16 protein-coding genes are annotated in these 17,058 nt (G+C 42.7%); 10 read left to right on the top strand and 6 right to left on the bottom strand.

Features of this window, described 5'->3' with window-relative positions; genetic code table 11:
- Positions 1 to 62: 62 nt before the first annotated feature.
- From Q4519_RS19015 to Q4519_RS19025, 3 genes are all read left to right on the top strand, one after another.
- Positions 63 to 584 (top strand): glutathione S-transferase C-terminal domain-containing protein, encoded by a 522-nt coding sequence (locus Q4519_RS19015; protein WP_303515026.1) that lies wholly within the window; start codon positions 63 to 65, stop codon positions 582 to 584.
- A gap of 22 nt (positions 585 to 606) precedes the next feature.
- The gene (locus Q4519_RS19020) at positions 607 to 1,017 is read left to right on the top strand and encodes a DUF1801 domain-containing protein (protein WP_303515071.1); all 411 of its coding nucleotides are present in this window, start codon (positions 607 to 609) and stop codon (positions 1,015 to 1,017) included.
- 500 nt (positions 1,018 to 1,517) lie between these two features.
- A complete protein-coding gene (locus tag Q4519_RS19025; protein ID WP_232800072.1) occupies positions 1,518 to 3,503 on the top strand; it encodes a BCCT family transporter in 1,986 nt (661 codons plus the stop codon).
- Between the two features lie 130 nt (positions 3,504 to 3,633).
- Here the strand turns inward: Q4519_RS19025 and Q4519_RS19030 are convergent, their stop codons facing one another.
- A complete protein-coding gene (locus Q4519_RS19030) occupies positions 3,634 to 3,933 on the bottom strand; it encodes a DUF6482 family protein (protein ID WP_232800071.1) in 300 nt (99 codons plus the stop codon).
- A 197-nt stretch (positions 3,934 to 4,130) separates the two neighbouring features.
- Here Q4519_RS19030 and Q4519_RS19035 point away from each other — a divergent pair, with 197 nt between their 5' ends.
- The 4 genes from Q4519_RS19035 to Q4519_RS19050 all read left to right on the top strand — a co-directional run bounded on the left by Q4519_RS19035 (position 4,131) and on the right by Q4519_RS19050 (position 7,066).
- Positions 4,131 to 4,820, top strand: coding sequence for a hypothetical protein (locus tag Q4519_RS19035; protein ID WP_303515033.1), 690 nt, complete (start codon positions 4,131 to 4,133; stop codon positions 4,818 to 4,820).
- Positions 4,821 to 4,985: 165 nt separating this feature from the next.
- Entirely contained in the window at positions 4,986 to 5,240 is a 255-nt protein-coding gene (locus Q4519_RS19040; protein WP_303515036.1) for a hypothetical protein, read from the top strand.
- 26 nt (positions 5,241 to 5,266) lie between these two features.
- Complete coding sequence (locus tag Q4519_RS19045; RefSeq protein WP_303515038.1) at positions 5,267 to 5,866, top strand: AEC family transporter; 600 nt, start codon at positions 5,267 to 5,269, stop codon at positions 5,864 to 5,866.
- Between the two features lie 138 nt (positions 5,867 to 6,004).
- On the top strand, positions 6,005 to 7,066 hold the full coding sequence (locus tag Q4519_RS19050) for a calcium/sodium antiporter (protein WP_303515040.1): 1,062 nt from the start codon (positions 6,005 to 6,007) through the stop codon (positions 7,064 to 7,066).
- A gap of 19 nt (positions 7,067 to 7,085) precedes the next feature.
- On the opposite strand, the gene Q4519_RS19055 is transcribed toward Q4519_RS19050, so the two are convergent.
- Both Q4519_RS19055 and Q4519_RS19060 read right to left on the bottom strand, forming a co-directional pair.
- Positions 7,086 to 8,315 carry a DEAD/DEAH box helicase gene (locus Q4519_RS19055; protein WP_303515042.1) on the bottom strand — a complete coding sequence of 410 codons (1,230 nt, stop codon included), beginning with the start codon at positions 8,313 to 8,315 and terminating at the stop codon, positions 7,086 to 7,088.
- Between the two features lie 43 nt (positions 8,316 to 8,358).
- Complete coding sequence (locus Q4519_RS19060; RefSeq protein WP_303515074.1) at positions 8,359 to 8,592, bottom strand: DUF6500 family protein; 234 nt, start codon at positions 8,590 to 8,592, stop codon at positions 8,359 to 8,361.
- Positions 8,593 to 8,742: 150 nt separating this feature from the next.
- Between Q4519_RS19060 and Q4519_RS19065 the strand changes: the two genes are divergently transcribed.
- From Q4519_RS19065 to Q4519_RS19075, 3 genes are all read left to right on the top strand, one after another.
- Positions 8,743 to 9,876: an OpgC family protein gene (locus tag Q4519_RS19065; protein WP_232800066.1), complete on the top strand. Its 1,134-nt coding sequence runs from the start codon at positions 8,743 to 8,745 to the stop codon at positions 9,874 to 9,876.
- Between the two features lie 29 nt (positions 9,877 to 9,905).
- Complete coding sequence (locus tag Q4519_RS19070; RefSeq protein WP_303515048.1) at positions 9,906 to 10,346, top strand: DUF2141 domain-containing protein; 441 nt, start codon at positions 9,906 to 9,908, stop codon at positions 10,344 to 10,346.
- Between the two features lie 283 nt (positions 10,347 to 10,629).
- A complete protein-coding gene (locus Q4519_RS19075) occupies positions 10,630 to 11,004 on the top strand; it encodes a PH domain-containing protein (RefSeq protein WP_232800064.1) in 375 nt (124 codons plus the stop codon).
- A 75-nt stretch (positions 11,005 to 11,079) separates the two neighbouring features.
- Here Q4519_RS19075 and Q4519_RS19080 read toward each other — a convergent pair whose 3' ends face one another.
- The 3 genes from Q4519_RS19080 to Q4519_RS19090 all read right to left on the bottom strand — a co-directional run bounded on the left by Q4519_RS19080 (position 11,080) and on the right by Q4519_RS19090 (position 16,934).
- Positions 11,080 to 12,513 (bottom strand): AraC family transcriptional regulator, encoded by a 1,434-nt coding sequence (locus Q4519_RS19080; protein WP_303515051.1) that lies wholly within the window; start codon positions 12,511 to 12,513, stop codon positions 11,080 to 11,082.
- A 122-nt stretch (positions 12,514 to 12,635) separates the two neighbouring features.
- On the bottom strand, positions 12,636 to 13,838 hold the full coding sequence (gene fabV, locus Q4519_RS19085) for an enoyl-ACP reductase FabV (protein WP_303515052.1): 1,203 nt from the start codon (positions 13,836 to 13,838) through the stop codon (positions 12,636 to 12,638).
- 144 nt (positions 13,839 to 13,982) lie between these two features.
- Positions 13,983 to 16,934: an HD domain-containing phosphohydrolase gene (locus Q4519_RS19090; RefSeq protein WP_303515057.1), complete on the bottom strand. Its 2,952-nt coding sequence runs from the start codon at positions 16,932 to 16,934 to the stop codon at positions 13,983 to 13,985.
- Positions 16,935 to 17,058 lie beyond the last annotated feature (124 nt).

The raw sequence follows: 17,058 nt of genomic DNA on the forward strand, positions 1-17,058 counted from the left end.
TGGGTGATCGACTTGGGTGTTATCAGGTGATCGGCATCAATGTTATTGGGTGATCGGCATTCATGGGAATATGCACCATTGATGAAGGCTTAACCTCATTACAACAAAGCCAAGGTTACGTTTGGCAAGTGGCTCTTGAACAACATTTATACTGGTTGATGGTATATTGTCGTTGGCACCCAGAAGCCAGTTGGAAAATATTAGAACAAGCATTTTTCAGCGGTTTAAAGTGGCCAGCCCGACCTTTTATTGCTAAGCAGTCTCGAAAGTTAGTGCTAAAAAATCTATATTCACAGGGGGTAGGACGCTTTAGTCTTAAACAAGTATTGCAAGCTGCTGAGCAATGCTTTGTGGCATTGGAAGCACACCTCAGTAAAAATACATTTATTTGTGGCGATACATTTAGCCGTTTTGATTTGTTTGCTTATGCCATTGTTAAGAACATTGATAACCATGATATGCCAACGCCACTGACATCTATCATTGAGGGATTTAGCCAACTTAAGCTGTATCAAGCCCGTGTTGAGCAAGCATTAAAAAATAAAGCTGGTTCAGTTCACAACTTAACTTCACTTTCAGCATAAAAGGATTGCCATGCCAACTGAGATGCCAGCTGATGTACAAGATAAATTTAATGATTACCCCAGTTCGGTAAAGCCCAAATTGCTGCAACTCAGGGCGATCATTTTCGAGCTTTGTCAGCAACACCAACTGGGTAAAGTAGAAGAATCATTGAAGTGGGGTGAGCCCAGCTATGCTGTTAAGCATGGCAGTCCAGTGCGGTTCGACTGGAAAGCCAATCACCCCGATCATTACTGCTTATTTTTTAACTGTAACACGACCTTGGTAGACACCTTTAGAGAGTTGTATTCTGCTCATGGTAACTGTTCTTTTCAGGGCAATCGCGCCATGCTATTGCCTTTAAATCAACCACTACCTGAAGCCTTGATTAGGCAGTGCTTGTTAATGGCATTAACCTACCACAAAATCAAACACCTCCCCTTATTGGGGGCATAGAGCAGAATGTGAATTAGCAGCCCACTGACAACCTACGACCCGCAGACAAAGCCATAGCGTTCATGTCATCGTTATGATGATTAACTTTATCAACTGTAATGTATTGTGTTCACCTCAAGCAGCACTTAGAAAATTAAAAACAGAAGCGATAACCTAATGAATTAGCTTGGAAACAGTTGTTTTAAAAGAGGTATAGCTAGCTTTCACTGCAGCAGCCCCCTGCTAAAAAAACTATTTTCAATAGCCAGAAATAAAACAATCCATCGCCGCGCACCAAAAGTTCAGGGTTTTGTGCTAACATTAGCTACTGAACAAACACATGTAAGCAGGATAACTTACCCGATCGCTGTTATCTCTGTGTATCTTTTGGCTGTTTTACACTCACTTAGTTGTGAGTACTTGCTTACGTTGTGAGGCCCTTTTTTGCTTCGCGCTCTGTTAAGCAGTCATCGTGATCTAAGAAATATCTCTTAGGGCGCGCCTTCAACCAAAGACTTATTATGGAAATACAAACAAAAATAAATAAACCCGTTTTTATCTCTTCGTTACTTATTGCGGTTTCTATCGCTTTTATTGCCGCTTTAAAGCCTGATCTTAGTGGTCAGTTTTTTGGCGAAGTTCAATCTTGGCTGGTCAGTAAAGTCAGCTGGATTTACATTTTAGCTGTCGCTATCTTCCTCATTTTTACCGTTTGCATTATGGTCAGCCGCTTAGGCGACCTTAAGCTTGGTCCCGATCACAGTGAGCCGGATTACACCAATGTGTCGTGGTTCTCTATGTTGTTCTCCGCTGGCATGGGCATTGGCTTAATGTTTTTCGGTGTGGCTGAGCCCGTGATGCATTATTTAAGCCCACCAATTGGCGATGCCGCCACCATAGCGGCAGCAAAAGAAGCCATGCGCATCACTTTCTTCCACTGGGGCCTACATGCTTGGGCTATTTATGCCGTGGTCGCATTATCTTTGGCTTATTTCTCTTATCGCCACAAGTTACCACTGTTGCCACGCTCTGCTTTATACCCATTAATAGGCGATCGAATATACGGCCCCCTAGGCCACGCCGTGGACACCTTTGCAGTTGTGGGGACACTATTTGGTGTAGCCACATCTTTAGGTTTTGGCGTGCAGCAACTTAACGCTGGCTTAATGCATTTATTTGAATTGCCTCAAACCCCCTTAATCCAACTCGGGCTGATTATTATTATCACCGTTTTAGCCACAGGTTCGGTGATCTTAGGTTTAGATGGCGGGATTAAGCGCCTCTCCAATCTCAATATGATATTGGCACTTACCCTGTTAGTTGGCATTTTACTATTGGGGCCAACAGAATTACTTCTGCAATCATTTGTAGAAAATACCGGCACCTATATGAGCGAGTTGGTGAACAGCACATTTAATATGTACGCTTATGATCCAAAAGAAGACTGGCTGGGTGGCTGGACCATGTTGTATTGGGGCTGGTGGATATCTTGGTCTCCTTTTGTTGGAATATTTATTGCGCGCGTTTCTCGTGGTCGTACCATTCGTGAATTTATCGTCGGTGTGCTTTTCATCCCAGCTGGTTTTACCTTCTTATGGATGACCGTATTTGGCAACAGTGCCATCCACATGATTGCAGGTGATACTGCGCACTTATTAGCTCAAGCAGTAAATGATAATGTGGCTATTGCTATCTTTATTTTCTTTGAGCAATTTCCGCTTTCTTCATTCTTGTCCTTTATTGCTGTATTGCTGGTAACAACATTCTTTATTACCTCTGCAGACTCTGGCGCCCTGGTTATTGATACCCTAACCGCAGGTGGCGAGCAAGACACACCATTGTGGCAGCGTATTTTTTGGACCAGCATGATTGGCATCATCGCTTCGACACTGCTATTTGCGGGAGGCTTACAAGCCCTGCAAACCTTAACCATTGCCAGCGCATTCCCATTCATGTTCATCATGATGCTATTTTGCTATGGTTTATTTAAGGCGCTACGTCATGATTTAATGTTGCAAAAAAGTGTGCAAAGCCACAATACGTCAGTTCAATTTACCCAAAGTCAGATCCACTGGAAAGAGCGCTTAAATACGTTATTGGTTCACCCTGGTTTAAATCAGGCTGAGCGATTTATTGAACATATCGTTCGCCCAGCGTTAACTGAACTCTGTGAGCAGTTTGAGCAAACGGGTCTTAAAGCAAAATTGATTGAAGACAGTGAAAAAATCCGCTTAACTATCTACAAAGAAGAAGCAGAAAATTTCTCTTATGGTATTCGATTACGTCACTTTGCGGTGCCAGCCTATGCAGAAGAAAAGCATGATGATTACTACCGCGCTGAAGTATTCTTACTACAAGGCGGCCAGCAATATGATGTTTTCGGCTATACCCAAGAGCAAATTATTGCGGATGCGATCACCCAGTATGAGCGCCATTTACATTTCTTGTACTTAGCCAGCTCTGAAATTTTAGAAGAAGAGGGTGAAGTTAATACCGGTCAACAATAGTAACCTGAGACAGGCTTGAGCTATGGCATTGATCACCATAGCTCAAGCCATTAAAAATAAGCTTCTATGATTGCTTTTACACATCGCAGGATGCAGGGCTAAGCACTGATGACTCCACCCTAAGGGTCGATTAGAGACAAATTTTCATTTCTTGAAAACATTCATTAGCTGATACTTTTTCACCCAGCATTTCATCGTAAGGTAAATCGAGTTTTAAGATTACCGAATCAAAGCCTAATTTTTTCATTCCCTCCTTGGCATTAACCAAGCTGTTAAAATGGATAGTTTCACCACTACTATTGGTGATAGGCTCAGGCGCATTATGCACAATGACTTCTGGTCGATAATAGGAAGAGTCAGCATAAGTATATAAAATACAATCAGTTTCTCCACCATGAGCTAACCACTTCTTTATTTGCTTCTGTTGCATAAAACCTCCAATAGTTGGCATACTTGCTTAAAGCTTGGTAGTTAATATAAACATTGCCAGCCATAAATGTAAATTTTTTGTTAAATTTATTGCTGTATTTGCCGATACCAAAGAAAGCGATGTTACAGACGACAATTTCAAGTCATGGTACTCAACCCCCAACAGAAGTAAGTTTACATACGTAAGGGAGCATCAACATGGTGGTTATTAAGCAATCAAATAGGCTACCAGTTCAGCCACAATTGAACCGAAGTGAGCAGCAGCCGATAGAGAAAATAAAGGATAAAAATCACGAAGTAACCCACTCGACCGGTCAGGAGCAAGTGTCCTTCGATCTAGCTCATGGGATCTCAACTGAGTTATCTCAGCGCCTTGATGAAGAAGTGTCGCAACGTATGCTTCTTTATATGGAAGAAATGACCAAAACTCAGTCAGCATTACAAACTAGCGTGTACGAGTTCGCAGCATTTAAAGAAAAACAAATGGCTGAAAACCCTGATCTAGATCTTAGTGAGCTGGATCTGTCGCTGCAAAAAGATGGCACTTTAAAGCTATCAGGGGCAAACCTATCACCTGCAACCTTATCTGAACTGGAGCAGGAGGTTGCTAACAATGATAAGTTAAAAGAGGCGTTTACTCAGCTTCATACTGGTATCGTTTATGGCTTAAAACACCGAGACTCAGTTGGCTATAACGAATTACAGCAAGATGATCTGCGCGGCTCATTGCAGCTCAACGAGTTAACGGAACGTTATAATAATCAATTTCAACCTAATGGCTTTGGCCAAGATTATCTGACCATGGAAGCAAGGTTAAATGTTGATACCGGCTTATTTGCTCACTTTCTTATGAACGCCCTAAACCCTAGGATCAGTACATTGGTTTAACCTTATAACACAGGCATACGAGTGCTTCGTTTTGTGCTTACAGCATCTAGTAAAAGTCACTTAAGGCTGCTTATGCATTCAACAACTCACACTCTTCGCTCCTGTCATTTTGCTTAAAATTAAGATAACGTCATGAGTTTCTTACTGTAATAGAAGCCTGCTTTTATGCTTAGCCAAGTAATCGCTATTTTACTGCCCGTTTTTTCCTTGGTCTTAGTGGGCTTTTGGGTGGGCAAAACCATGAATATTAATTTTGCGCCAATCAATCGCCTTAATATCGATGTATTTGTGCCCGCCCTCGTTTTTTCATCCTTGGTGGCGATGCCCCTAAACATGAGCCAAGGTCCTTTAATTATCGCCGCCTTGTCTGCGTTGCTGTTGCCGGCGTCCTTTTTATCTGCCTTGCGCCAAAATCAATGAACTTTAAAAGCTGGGCGCCCACCTTAATGTTCCGCAACAGTGGCAATTTAGCCATTCCTTTGTTTGGCTATGCTTTCGGCGCCGTTGCGGCTGAGGCTGCGGTATTATTGTTTGTGGTGTCTACTTGTTTGCATGTGATTTTTGGCAGCTTGATATTAAATAACCAGCGGGGCTGGCAAAACTTAGTCAGCGCCTTTAAAACGCCGCTATTTATTGCTGCTTTGGCGGCTATTACCCTTAATCTTGGCCAAGTACACATTTACCAGCCCATTGCCGAGGCGACCCAATTACTTGGTCAAGCAGCGATTCCTGTAATGCTATTAGCGCTGGGCTCTCAGATGACTCAGTTGCAACTTGATGGCTTAAAAATAGGGCTTATTAATATTGGTCTGAGTTTATTCACTGGCGCGGTGTCGTTTACCTTAGTCTATTTGTTTATTCCCTTACCTAGCTTACACCTAAAAATGATCTTGTTATTTAGTATGCTACCGCCTGCGGTAATGAACTACCTCTACGCCGAGCGTTACCAAAATGAGCCCCATAAGGTGGCTGCAATGGTGTTATTTGGTAACGCTTCAGCCTTAGTTAGCTTACCTATTCTGCTACTTATATCACTGTCACTTTAATTCTTTATATTACAAAAACTTAGAATAACAAATTGAGCGATAATCAAAACAAATTTATTTGTTTATTAGCCTCTATCTTCGCGCTATAAAAAGCCTTACTATCGCGATCATGACAACGCCAACTTTAGAGGCAAAATAGTGGTTTATTTATTGTTAGTGTTAGGCCTAGTGTTACTGATTTACGGTGCAGATTGTTTAGTGAAAGGCGCGGCGCGATTAGCCTTAAGCGCTGGTATTCCAAGCTTGGTGGTTGGTTTAACAGTGGTGGCTTTTGGCACCAGTGCACCTGAGTTAGCGGTGAGTATTGGCGCAGCCTTTTCTGGCGAAACCGAGATGGCAATAGCCAATGTCGTCGGCAGTAATATCTTTAACGTGCTGTTTATTCTTGGCTTAGCCGCGATTATTTCTCCTTTAGTGATTTCTAAGCAGCTTATAAAGCAAGATGTACCTATCATGGTTGCGATTTCAGCCTTAGTGTTTTGGCTAGTAAGAGACGGCATGTTAAGCCGTATTGATGCTGCGATACTCGTAGTGCTGTTAATTAGCTACACCAGCTTTTTATTTATTCAGGGTAAAAAGAGCCCGCCCGAAACTGAAGATGATGACAATATGGCTGCAGCACCTTGGTGGCAAAACGTGCTTTGGGTTATCGCAGGTTTTGCCTTGTTGGTTATCGGCGCGCAACTGCTCGTAGCAAATGCGGTGGCTATTGCGCAGTCATTTGGCGTGAGTGAGGCGGTTATTGGTTTAACCATCGTCGCCATTGGTACATCACTACCTGAGGTGGTCACCTCGCTAGTTGCCACCGTAAAAGGACAGCGTGATATTGCTGTTGGTAACGTCATTGGTAGTAATGTGTTTAACTTGTTAGCGGTACTGGGCGTATCAGGCTTGATTGCGCCAAGCGGGCTAACTGCTGATGCGGCATTAATTAACCTTGATCTCCCCGTCATGCTGGGTGTTGCTTTATTGTGTGTACCGTTATTTTTTACAGGCGCTACCTTAAGCCGTTTGGAAGGGATTAACTTCTTTGTGTTGTACTTAGTTTACACCGCTTATTTAATTAGCAGTGCCATACAATCGGGCTATCAAACACCGCTGGGTCAAGTAGCGGCATATGTGATAATTCCATTAACCGCCATCTTAGTTTTGAGCACCCTGATATGGGATCTGAAGCAACGCCGAGCACGCTCAGCTTAATTCTGCTTAACTACGTTATTCAACGCTTTTTATTGCCAAACGCCCGCTTTTTAGCGCGGCGTTTTTGTGCGCCACGGCTATTTTTCTTATCAATGGGGGCACTCTTAGTTAAATCAGGCTCAAAGCCCGCGAGCCATTGCGCCGCTAAACGCTGATCAATTAACAGTTCTATTTCTTCTAAGCGCCATTCTTCATCGGGACTTAATAAGGTAATGGCCAAGCCTGCTTGACCCGCACGCCCAGTACGGCCAATACGGTGCACATAATCTTGGGCAACAAAAGGCAGCTCCATATTAATCACACAACCTAATTGCGCAATGTCCAAACCCCGTGCCGCCACATCAGTGGCCACCAGCACGTTCAAGTCACCCATTTTGAACTCATTAAGTACTTGCTCTCGCACAGCTTGCGATAAATCACCATGAAAGGCATGAGCCGCCAACCCTTTTGCTTGCAGCTGCTTAGCAATTTGGTCAACACCTTGCTTGGTACGACTAAAAATAAGGCTTTGTTGGTCGGGCTTTTTTTTCAACAAAAACGAGATGAGATCGACTTTTCTATCATCGTCCACAGCATAAACAATTTGTTCAACGGGTGCGGCAACACTATTACGATTGTCCACTTCAATTAATACAGGATCTGTTAGCAACCGCTTACTGAGACTAAAGAGCACGTCATCAAAGGTGGCAGAAAATAATAGGGTCTGACGTTTGCTCGGCAAACGTTGCAAAATCCCATTAATCTCGTCAGCAAAGCCCATGTCTAACATGCGATCCGCTTCATCAAACACTAAGTAACTCAGTTCATTCAACGTCAAGTTACCCTGCCTGAGGTGATCGAGTAAACGCCCCGGTGTCGCCACAATCACGTCAACGCCTTGCTTAAAACGTTTAACTTGCGCAGCGATACTTACGCCGCCATAAACCACTGCCGCTGTTAACGAACAATGCTTAGCATATTGCTGAAAGCTATGTTCCACTTGCACCGCTAGCTCTCGCGTCGGTGTCAGTACCAGTCCTCGCACTGGCTTTACGCCATCAGCCGGCACTGGTTGCTCGTTTAATCGTTGTAACATAGGCAGTAAAAATGCGGCGGTTTTACCTGTGCCCGTCTGCGCGCCCGCCATCACATCTCGCCCCGCTAAAATCATCGGAATAGCTTGGCTTTGGATGGCTGTGGGCTGTTGATAGTTAAGCTCTAACAGCGCTTGGTTAAGTTGAGGTGCGTTAATTAATTGAGAAAAAGACATAACAACTAACAGATCAAAAATAGGCCGGTCAGTGTAACAAAAATCAGTGTTTTGGTGGTGTTTTTATGTCCTCAACCATCGCTTTAATCTTTACCGCTTTCTCAAAATGATCAAGTTGATGAGTTTCAATCCACCACTTTGCTACCGCCATTAAGGTACTTGGTTCGGTGTTTTTGTTAGCGAAAAAAGCATAAAAAGACAGGCCTACACCTTCACCTTTCTTGGCGATTTTTTCATCACAAACACGGATCATTTTTTCCTGCATGGTTAAGGGTATTGTCATTGTTACAACCTTAGAAATAGAAAAACGTAGTGTTAACAATTATTCAACCACCGTCAAATTCGTTAAAACTGTTAAAAGCGCATTTTCGGTCAGTTTTATTTTGTTGTTCCTCCTAAGCTAAAAGCATCATACAAGGAGGCACCCATGAACAGGATCCATGCATTAGATGCACTTAGAGGGCTGTTATTAGTTCTAATGACAATAAATCACTTAGTTTGGATAAGTGGTGGCAATACATTTTTACAATATTTTACTTTGCAGCCTTTAGGTCAAGTAGGCGCAGCAGAAGGATTTATTTTTATTTCGGGGTTACTTGCTGGCCTGATTTACAGTGCCGACAAATACTCCAATAAGCAGGTTGTTAGCAAGGCTGTCCATCGCGCTTGGACTATTTATTGTTATCACATTATTTGCTTATTATTAGTGCTCGCTGTGGCTTGGATAGCAATATCCATTTATCCCAGCGCACGAGACGTATATCAAACGTCAATGCCTAATTTTTTCCAAGCGCCAGAGCATGCGAGCTGGTTGTCCTTATTACTGCTAAATAGACCTGCTTATTTTGATATCTTGCCATTGTATATCATCTTTATGCTGGTGTTACCTGCGGTGATCATTGCCTTTCGCCGCGGCTATGGCTGGTTAGCTTTAGCCGTCAGTGTTGCCCTTTGGTTGAGCAGTAGCTGGTTTACACAAACTAGCTTAACTGGTCTATATCAAAGCGTTTCGCCCGCACTCGGTATTAGTGTTGGCTACTTTGATCCTTGGGCTTGGCAACTACTATTTATGATGGGAGCGGCTATTGGTTATGGCAAACGTCAACAAAGTATTAATTGGTACGCCTCAAACGTTCCAGTATGGATAGCACTGATTGTAGTGGCAGCCATATTCATTACCCACCATGGCGCTTTTTTATCCATGGGTATACATCAGGGCGTATTATATCAATTTGCCGATAAGCCCGAGCTTGGCTGGTTACGCATACTCAACCTTTTACTATGGGTTTACTTATTGGGCTTTGTCATCAGCCGTTGGCCTAACGCCCTCAACATTCCCGGCTTACGTTTATTAGGTCGTCACTCTTTGCAAGTATTCGCTTGGCAGACCTTACTAATTTTTATTGTCGCGCCTTATCTGCAGCAATTGGGCGACAGTGGTAGCTATACCCTTTGGCTAATCTTATTAACCTGCACTTTATTTATTGCCGCATTTATCCATCAGCAATGGCAAAACAAACAGCGTGAAAAAGTTCAGCAAACAACGCCTAACTTGGCATGAGTTAAGACTAAGTAAACTAAGGAATGAAAATGAAAAAAACCTTACTGATAACTAGCACAGTGTTAGCACTAAGCGCATGTGGTAGTGAACAACCAACCACAATTAACGACGGGAAAACGCACCAGCTCACTATTGAGCTAGGTAACCTCACCCGTGACGAAGGGGATGTTAAAGTATTTTTGTATAAAAGCACTGACGACTTAAGAGGCGATCCCACTCAATTAACCCAGACTTATAGTCTAGCTCAAGCCAGCCAACCTATTATCATTGATGACGTCCCGACAGGCGATTACGCTATTTTTGTGATGCAAGATTTGGATCAGGATGGCGACTTAAAAATGAGCGCCCAAGGAATGCCCCTTGAGCCTTACGGTTACTCACAAAATCCAACATTAATGGGGCCGCCAAGTATGAACCAAGTCAAATTTGCCGTTACTGCCGATACAGTAGCAAAAATAAGCTTTTATTAACTCCCTGCAAGCCTTGGCAGCTAGTTACGGTTAGCTGCCCTTTTAGGGACGCAGTGATAAATAAAATCAGGAAAAACTCATGTCAGTTATTTTACAAGGAATAAAAAAGTCCTTACTAGCAGTTCTAGGCTTTGTACTGGGCTGCAGTGCATTTGGACTTATTTTACTATTATTAATCTCTCTGGTAAGAAGCCAATAAAGTTAGATCTTCTGTTTCATACTTGTTCATTGTTACTGTTCGCTCTAATCTAAAGCCCTGACTCACTCATCAACGAGAAGCAATATGGGAATTTTTGATGCCTTAATGGGCAACGCATCTGAAGTAAACTTAGCAGAGCTTAGCGCCGAATTGTCACCAATTATGGCAGATAACGAAGAACTGGCTCTAGCCTACAAGCTCATTAGAGATATGTTCGTGTTTACTAACAAACGCTTGATCATGATAGATAAACAAGGGATCACTGGTTCAAAAGTGGAATACCACTCCATACCTTATAAATCGATTACGCACTTTTGCGTTGAATCAGCAGGCACCTTTGACATGGACTCAGAACTAAAAATTTGGGTATCAGGTTCATCTGCCCCTATCGTTAAAGAGCTGAAAAAAGGGACGAATGTAGTCGGTATTCAGAAGACGATTGCTAATTTTATGTTTTAATAAACGAGCTTATCAGGGCCTCACTTCGAGGCCCTATGCTGATTTTGTAAATATGCAAACACAATAAAATGACCTTTATGCTTTTCGGCCATTGCGCATTTTAACAGGCAACCAGAGCTCAAACTGATAATGTTCACCATCGTTTTTGATATTGCTGATCCATTCATGCCCCCTTACCTGATAATAAGGAGAATCCCACAAATAAAAGTTGTAAACGTAGTTAAGTGCGAAATCAATTTGCGCGAGGGTTCCTTGCAGCTGGCATTTCAAGTACGAAGCAGCAGTAAGGGTTATTACTTCGCTATTTGGCAACGTTGGTTTATCAGCTAAATTAAGATCTATGAACGAAGCATGAAATTCATGCTCGGGACTAAACTGTGCCGAGCCATGTTCACCAATTAAAACGGCTTTACCTTGGTTTAACGTTGGTGAAATATCACCATTAGCCATATTAGTCACCTCAGGCCAACGCTCAAATAGTGCCACTAAACGCTCTGATACTTGGCTTAAACTAAAAGGTAACTGAGTGGATAAAATCCGCATGTTAAGGTCAGGTATTTGAATCAACTGCTCCGAAATACTCAAGCCAACGGGCAACGCTTCACTGCTAAGATCATCAATTAAAGGAAAATAGCCTAATAATTTGCCATCTTCAGTGCCCTGCCACAATACCGGAAACTCTACCAATGCTAACTGTTGCTCAGGTAAATAGTGCTCGAATAAATAACGTAAAAAGTGCTTTACCTTAAAAACATCAGTCAACTCAAAACAATGGTAACGTTGCTGCTTTACCTGAAACAAGATCAAGTCAGACTCTTTAGGTAGAGCAACACCTAACCCCTCAACCTGTATCGCCGCCAACATCATAAAGAGTCCCGTTTCGTGATGACAACGGTTGATAAATTCCATTGAGTAATAGCGGTCCATTGATGTGTCCAGTCCAAGTGCTGAAACTTCCTGCTCAAATGATTGCCAGAGTGCAGAGAAATCCTGAAAAAAATCGTTTGAACCATGACGAATAGAATTAAGTGTAGCCGGTAAAGCTAAGTATTCTGCCGCAGGTAAAGTAACAACAGTAGGCGTAATTGCACGCAACTCGGCGTAACATTCAAGATAGGCACGGGTCAGTGGCTGTGACTTAATTTGTTGTGCCCAAAGTGGTTGCCCCTTAATATTTTTTGGTGAAATACCAAAGTGACGCTTAAATGCACGGGCAAACGCTTCTTGCGACTCAAAGCCATAATTCAAAGCAATATCAATGATTCTAAGAGGGGAGTCGGCCAGTTCTGCTGCGGCAAGGCTCAGTTTTCGCCCAGTACTGTATTGACCTATGGATTGCCCTGTTAACTCTTTAAACTCGCGCTGCAAATGCCACTTACTGACACCCAACCAATGAGACAAGTGCTCTAAAGTAAAACATTGAGGTAAATGTGCTTCAATATAATCCGTTAATTTAATTACTCGACTTAAACTATCCATGTCGTCTATCTGGCTTTGAAAACTAAGCAAAATATATCATAAACCAGTGATGTTAACGCTTGTAAGATCAACGCTTAGAAAGCAAAAAACGCGCAAACCTGTCGGTTAGCGCGTTTTTGGTCCAACAAAGCTTTTATTGAGAGTATTTAGGCTTAAAGCTCAATACAGTCAAAGTCAACTTCGGTCGCCACGTCGGCATCGTAATCAACGCCGTCAACGCCAAAGCCAAACAGTTTTAAGAACTCATCTTTGTATAACTGGTAGTCGGTCAATTCAAATAAGTTTTCCGTGGTCACCTGTGGCCAAAGCGCTTTACAAGCATCTTGTACACTATCACGAAGCTCCCAGTCATCTAAGCGTAAACGGTTAGAATCGTCAGTCTCTGGCGCACTGCCATCAACTTTGTAAAGGCGAGCATCAAACAGGCGATAGATTTGATCCATACACCCTTCGTGGATACCTTGTGCGCGCATAATTTTAAATGCCATAGCAAGGTATAACGGCATCACAGGAATGGCAGCACTGGCTTGTGTTACAACACTTTTCAGTACCGATACATAAGCGGCGCCGTCTACAGCGGCTAGTTTTTTATTTAACTCAGCTGAAGCGCGATCTAAATCTTCTTTCGCTTTACCTAGGGCGCCGTGCCAGTAAATTGGCCAAGTAATTTCGGTGCCAATGTAAGAATAAGCAACGGTTTGTACGCCTTTAGCCAACACACCAGCTTCTGCTAGGGCTTCAATCCAAAGCTCCCAATCTTGGCCGCCCATGACAGTTACTGTATTTGCCACTTCTTCATCAGTCGCAGGCTCTACACTGGCTTCAATAATAACGTCTTTGTTAGTGTCGATAGCAGTAGACGTGTAAGTTTGACCAATTGGCTTTAAGCTTGAACGAACCACTTCACCAGTGTCAGGCATTTTACGAACAGGCGATGCTAATGAGTAAACCACCAGGTCGATTTCGCCAAGATCTTGCTTGATCAGTTCGATAACTTTCGCTTTAGCTTCATGAGAAAACGCATCGCCATTAATGGTTTTTGCGTACAAACCCGCTTCTTTCGCGTATTTGTCAAATGCAGCGCTGTTGTACCAGCCTGCTGAGCCAGGCTTTTTCTCTGTGCCTGGCTTTTCAAAACAGACGCCGATCGTTGCTGCGCCTGAGCCAAATGCCGCTGCAATACGTGAAGACAAGCCGTAACCTGCTGACGAGCCTAATACTAATACTTTTTTTGGACCGTTGGTGACCGGACCTTTTGCTTTAGTAAATGCAATTTGCTCTGCCACGTTAGCGTCACAGCCAACAGGGTGCGTAGTAGTACAAATAAAGCCACGAATTTTAGGTTTAATGATCATAGTTAACTCTGGTTCGGTTAAAGATAAATTTTCGCGCTAACGATACCTTATTTCCGCCATTGACGAAAATTTTGTTTATTTAACTGGCTCAAAAAGCGAACAATTACCTCGCTATTACCGTAATTTAAACGTTTTGTTAGCAACTTACGCCGTTATCAACGGCGATGGCGATTCAACTGACGTCACATCAATCCCGTAGTCAGCTAATTCAACAGCATCAATTTGCGTATCGGGTAAATACATCTGTGCATAGTCAAGGTAGACGCCAGATCGTAAAAACAATTCAAATAAGTCGCCATCAAGGTGATTATCTTGCACCATAAAGCTCATAATTTTAATCGCTTCACTGAGTGTTTTGGCCTCCTTATAAGGTCTATCTGAAGCAGTTAGGGCCTCAAACACATCGGCAATCATCATCATTCGCGCCGTTAAGGGAAGCTCGCCTGCAGGAATTCTTTTCGGATAACCGGTGCCATCCATTCTCTCGTGATGGCTGGCTGCAATCACTGGCACATCTTTCAAGTTCTGTGGTAAAGCCAATTTAGACAACATCACCGAGGTATAGACAATGTGCGAGTTGATGATAAAACGATCTTCAGCAGTCAGCGTGCCACGTTGAATCGACAGGTTATGTAATTCGCCGCGATCATACATGTATTCAGGCACCGTCATATCAAAACCCCAAGGGTTACCGGGAGCCGTTAACATGGCATCATCTCTTGGCACTAAATGCTCGGCCTTATCGGCCAATAAACGTTCAGTAACAGGTAATGTAGCTGCAGTGCTGGATTTGCGTGACATTTCTTCTTTAGATAGTCCTAAGCGATCATCTAGAGTACGAGTCCAGGTTCGTTGCGCTATCTGTGCCAAGCGCTGAGCATACTCTGGCGACATATATTCACTGCCGATATTGCATTTGGCCACAAAAGCAAACTCTTCATCTAATTGGCTAAGTAGCTCATCTCTTACTTTCGCTAATTCAACTTGTGATTGCCCTGTTGCCACACCTTGCCAATAGTCACAATGGGCTTGTGATTTCAATAATTCAAAACGCATTCTTATTTCATGAATGCGGTTATAAATGGTCTCAAGCTTAGTGGCTTTATCCACCACAAATTCAGGCGTGGTGATTTTGCCGCAGTCATGCAGCCAAGACGCAATATGCAGTTCTTTCCATTGCTCTTGGCTGAGCTCAAAATCTTTATATTGGCCTTTTGTTTCACTGCAAGCGGCATGGGCAAGCATTTGGGTAATTTCAGGTACTCGTGAGCAATGTCCACCAGTATAAGGAGACTTACTATCGATAGCACTGGCAATCAATTCGATAAAGCTGTCCAGTAGTTCTTTTTGTTCGGTTAACAACAATTGACTTTCTATCGCTAAGCCACAATAGCCCGACAGCGCTTCAATAAAACTGGTTTCATGACTGCTCGCTTGATCTGAGCTTTCTATCATTGCCAAAATGCCTAACGGCTCTTGATTACGATTAGTTAATTTAACCCAAGTGATGGCAATATTTTGAATATTGAGCGCTTCTTTAAACAGACCTTCTAGTAAGGATGAGTCTTGACTAAGCTGATGTTGGCTAACCAACACACTGTTGGGTTTTGCCAGAAAACCACTTTTTTGTAAAATTTTATCCGCCTCATCAACGCTGGCCTTAGCGATAATTTTCGATTGCTTGTAGTCACAATCTGGCAATAACGTTTTACTGTGCAGGTAAGTTTGTGTTGCCTTGTCGTAGAGAAAGATCATGCCACCTTGGGCTTTAGTCATCGCAACACTTTCCATCAGCACGCTATTAAGTAACCCATCGAGCGATTGATGGGCAGATAACTTGCTTGATAATTGTTGAAACTGACTAATGGTGTTTTTCATTGATGCCGCGACACTGGCTAGCTCTGAGACCTCACTGACAATGGATTTATCATTGATGGACGTACTGAAATCAAAATTTTTAATATTCTGCAGCTCGATGGTTAATCGTTTAAGTGGACGTGAGATTAGCTGCGAAAAAAACCAAGCAATAGGCAGCGTCAATATAATGATAAAAACAGCAATATAGACGGCATTATTACGAATTTGATGGGCATTTTTTAATAGCGCGCTGGTGGGGGTCAGTACCATCAAATAGTAGTCCCCTTGATTAGAAAAAGTCAGCAATGAAACATTCCCAAGCCAGTTTTCCCCTGCTAAATCGAAGCTGAATTCTTGCTCTTTAATTTCATAGTGTTTGAAAACATAATCTAGCGCGGCATTATTGAGTTCGTTGACATGGATTAATTTGGCTTCATCATTCCCGACTAACAGGCTAGGATCTTGATAAGCGATGACCTGAGCTTGTTTGTCTAAAATAACTAACTCAGAGCCTAAAGGAAGATCTCGATTAACGAGGGAAGCTGATAAAGAAGCCAAGGTAAAATCAACCGCGACCACAGCATGACCATTAGGCGCCTTTAACGCAAAAGTAATACCAAGTAGCTGAGAGCTATTAAAAATATAGGGTTCAGTTATCGTGATCTCATCTTTCGTCATCGCCCCTTGATACCAAGGCCTTAAGCGCGGATCAAAATCATAGCCACGGCCTTCGTCGCCATAAACAAACTGCCCTTGCTCGTTGTAGTATTGATGCCACACTTGCCGCTTACTTTGCTGATGCTCAACGGTCGTGAGCAAATAACTGGCTGTTTGAGCCGCGATAGGCAATGGCTCTTTCTGATGCGGGTGAATTTTGCTTAAATAGTAAAAGTCACCAGTATCGTAACCAGCATAAACAGCGTTCATATCAGGATTAACTTGTATAATCTGCCATAACTGAGCAAAAGTGGTGTGACGCTGCTCTAGCGTTTTCCCCTGCCCCAACTGGCCTTGAGATAATAAGCTTAAAAGCTTTTGCACTTTTTGATAGCTTGACTCAACATTGGTTTCAATTTCACGTTCTGCTCGTTGAAACACCTCTTCTGAAGCTTCAATAATCAACTTGCTGATTTGGGAATAGCTGTACCCCGCAAGGGTGAGCCCACAAACTAAGATTAAACAAACAAATAAGCCTGTGATATGAATGTGCAGCGCGATACCTTGTTTAATTCTCATCATAAATAGACTCATGACTTATTATTGATAAGATAATATTAGTCAATTTTACTAGGGCTAACCGATTATATTTTCTGACTTTAATTGCCCTAATCTAAATTATTTATAGGCCATAAAAAACGGAGGC

The sequence above is a fragment of the Motilimonas sp. 1_MG-2023 genome, assembly GCF_030547455.1.
GTDB lineage: Bacteria > Pseudomonadota > Gammaproteobacteria > Enterobacterales > CBDFNC01 > Motilimonas.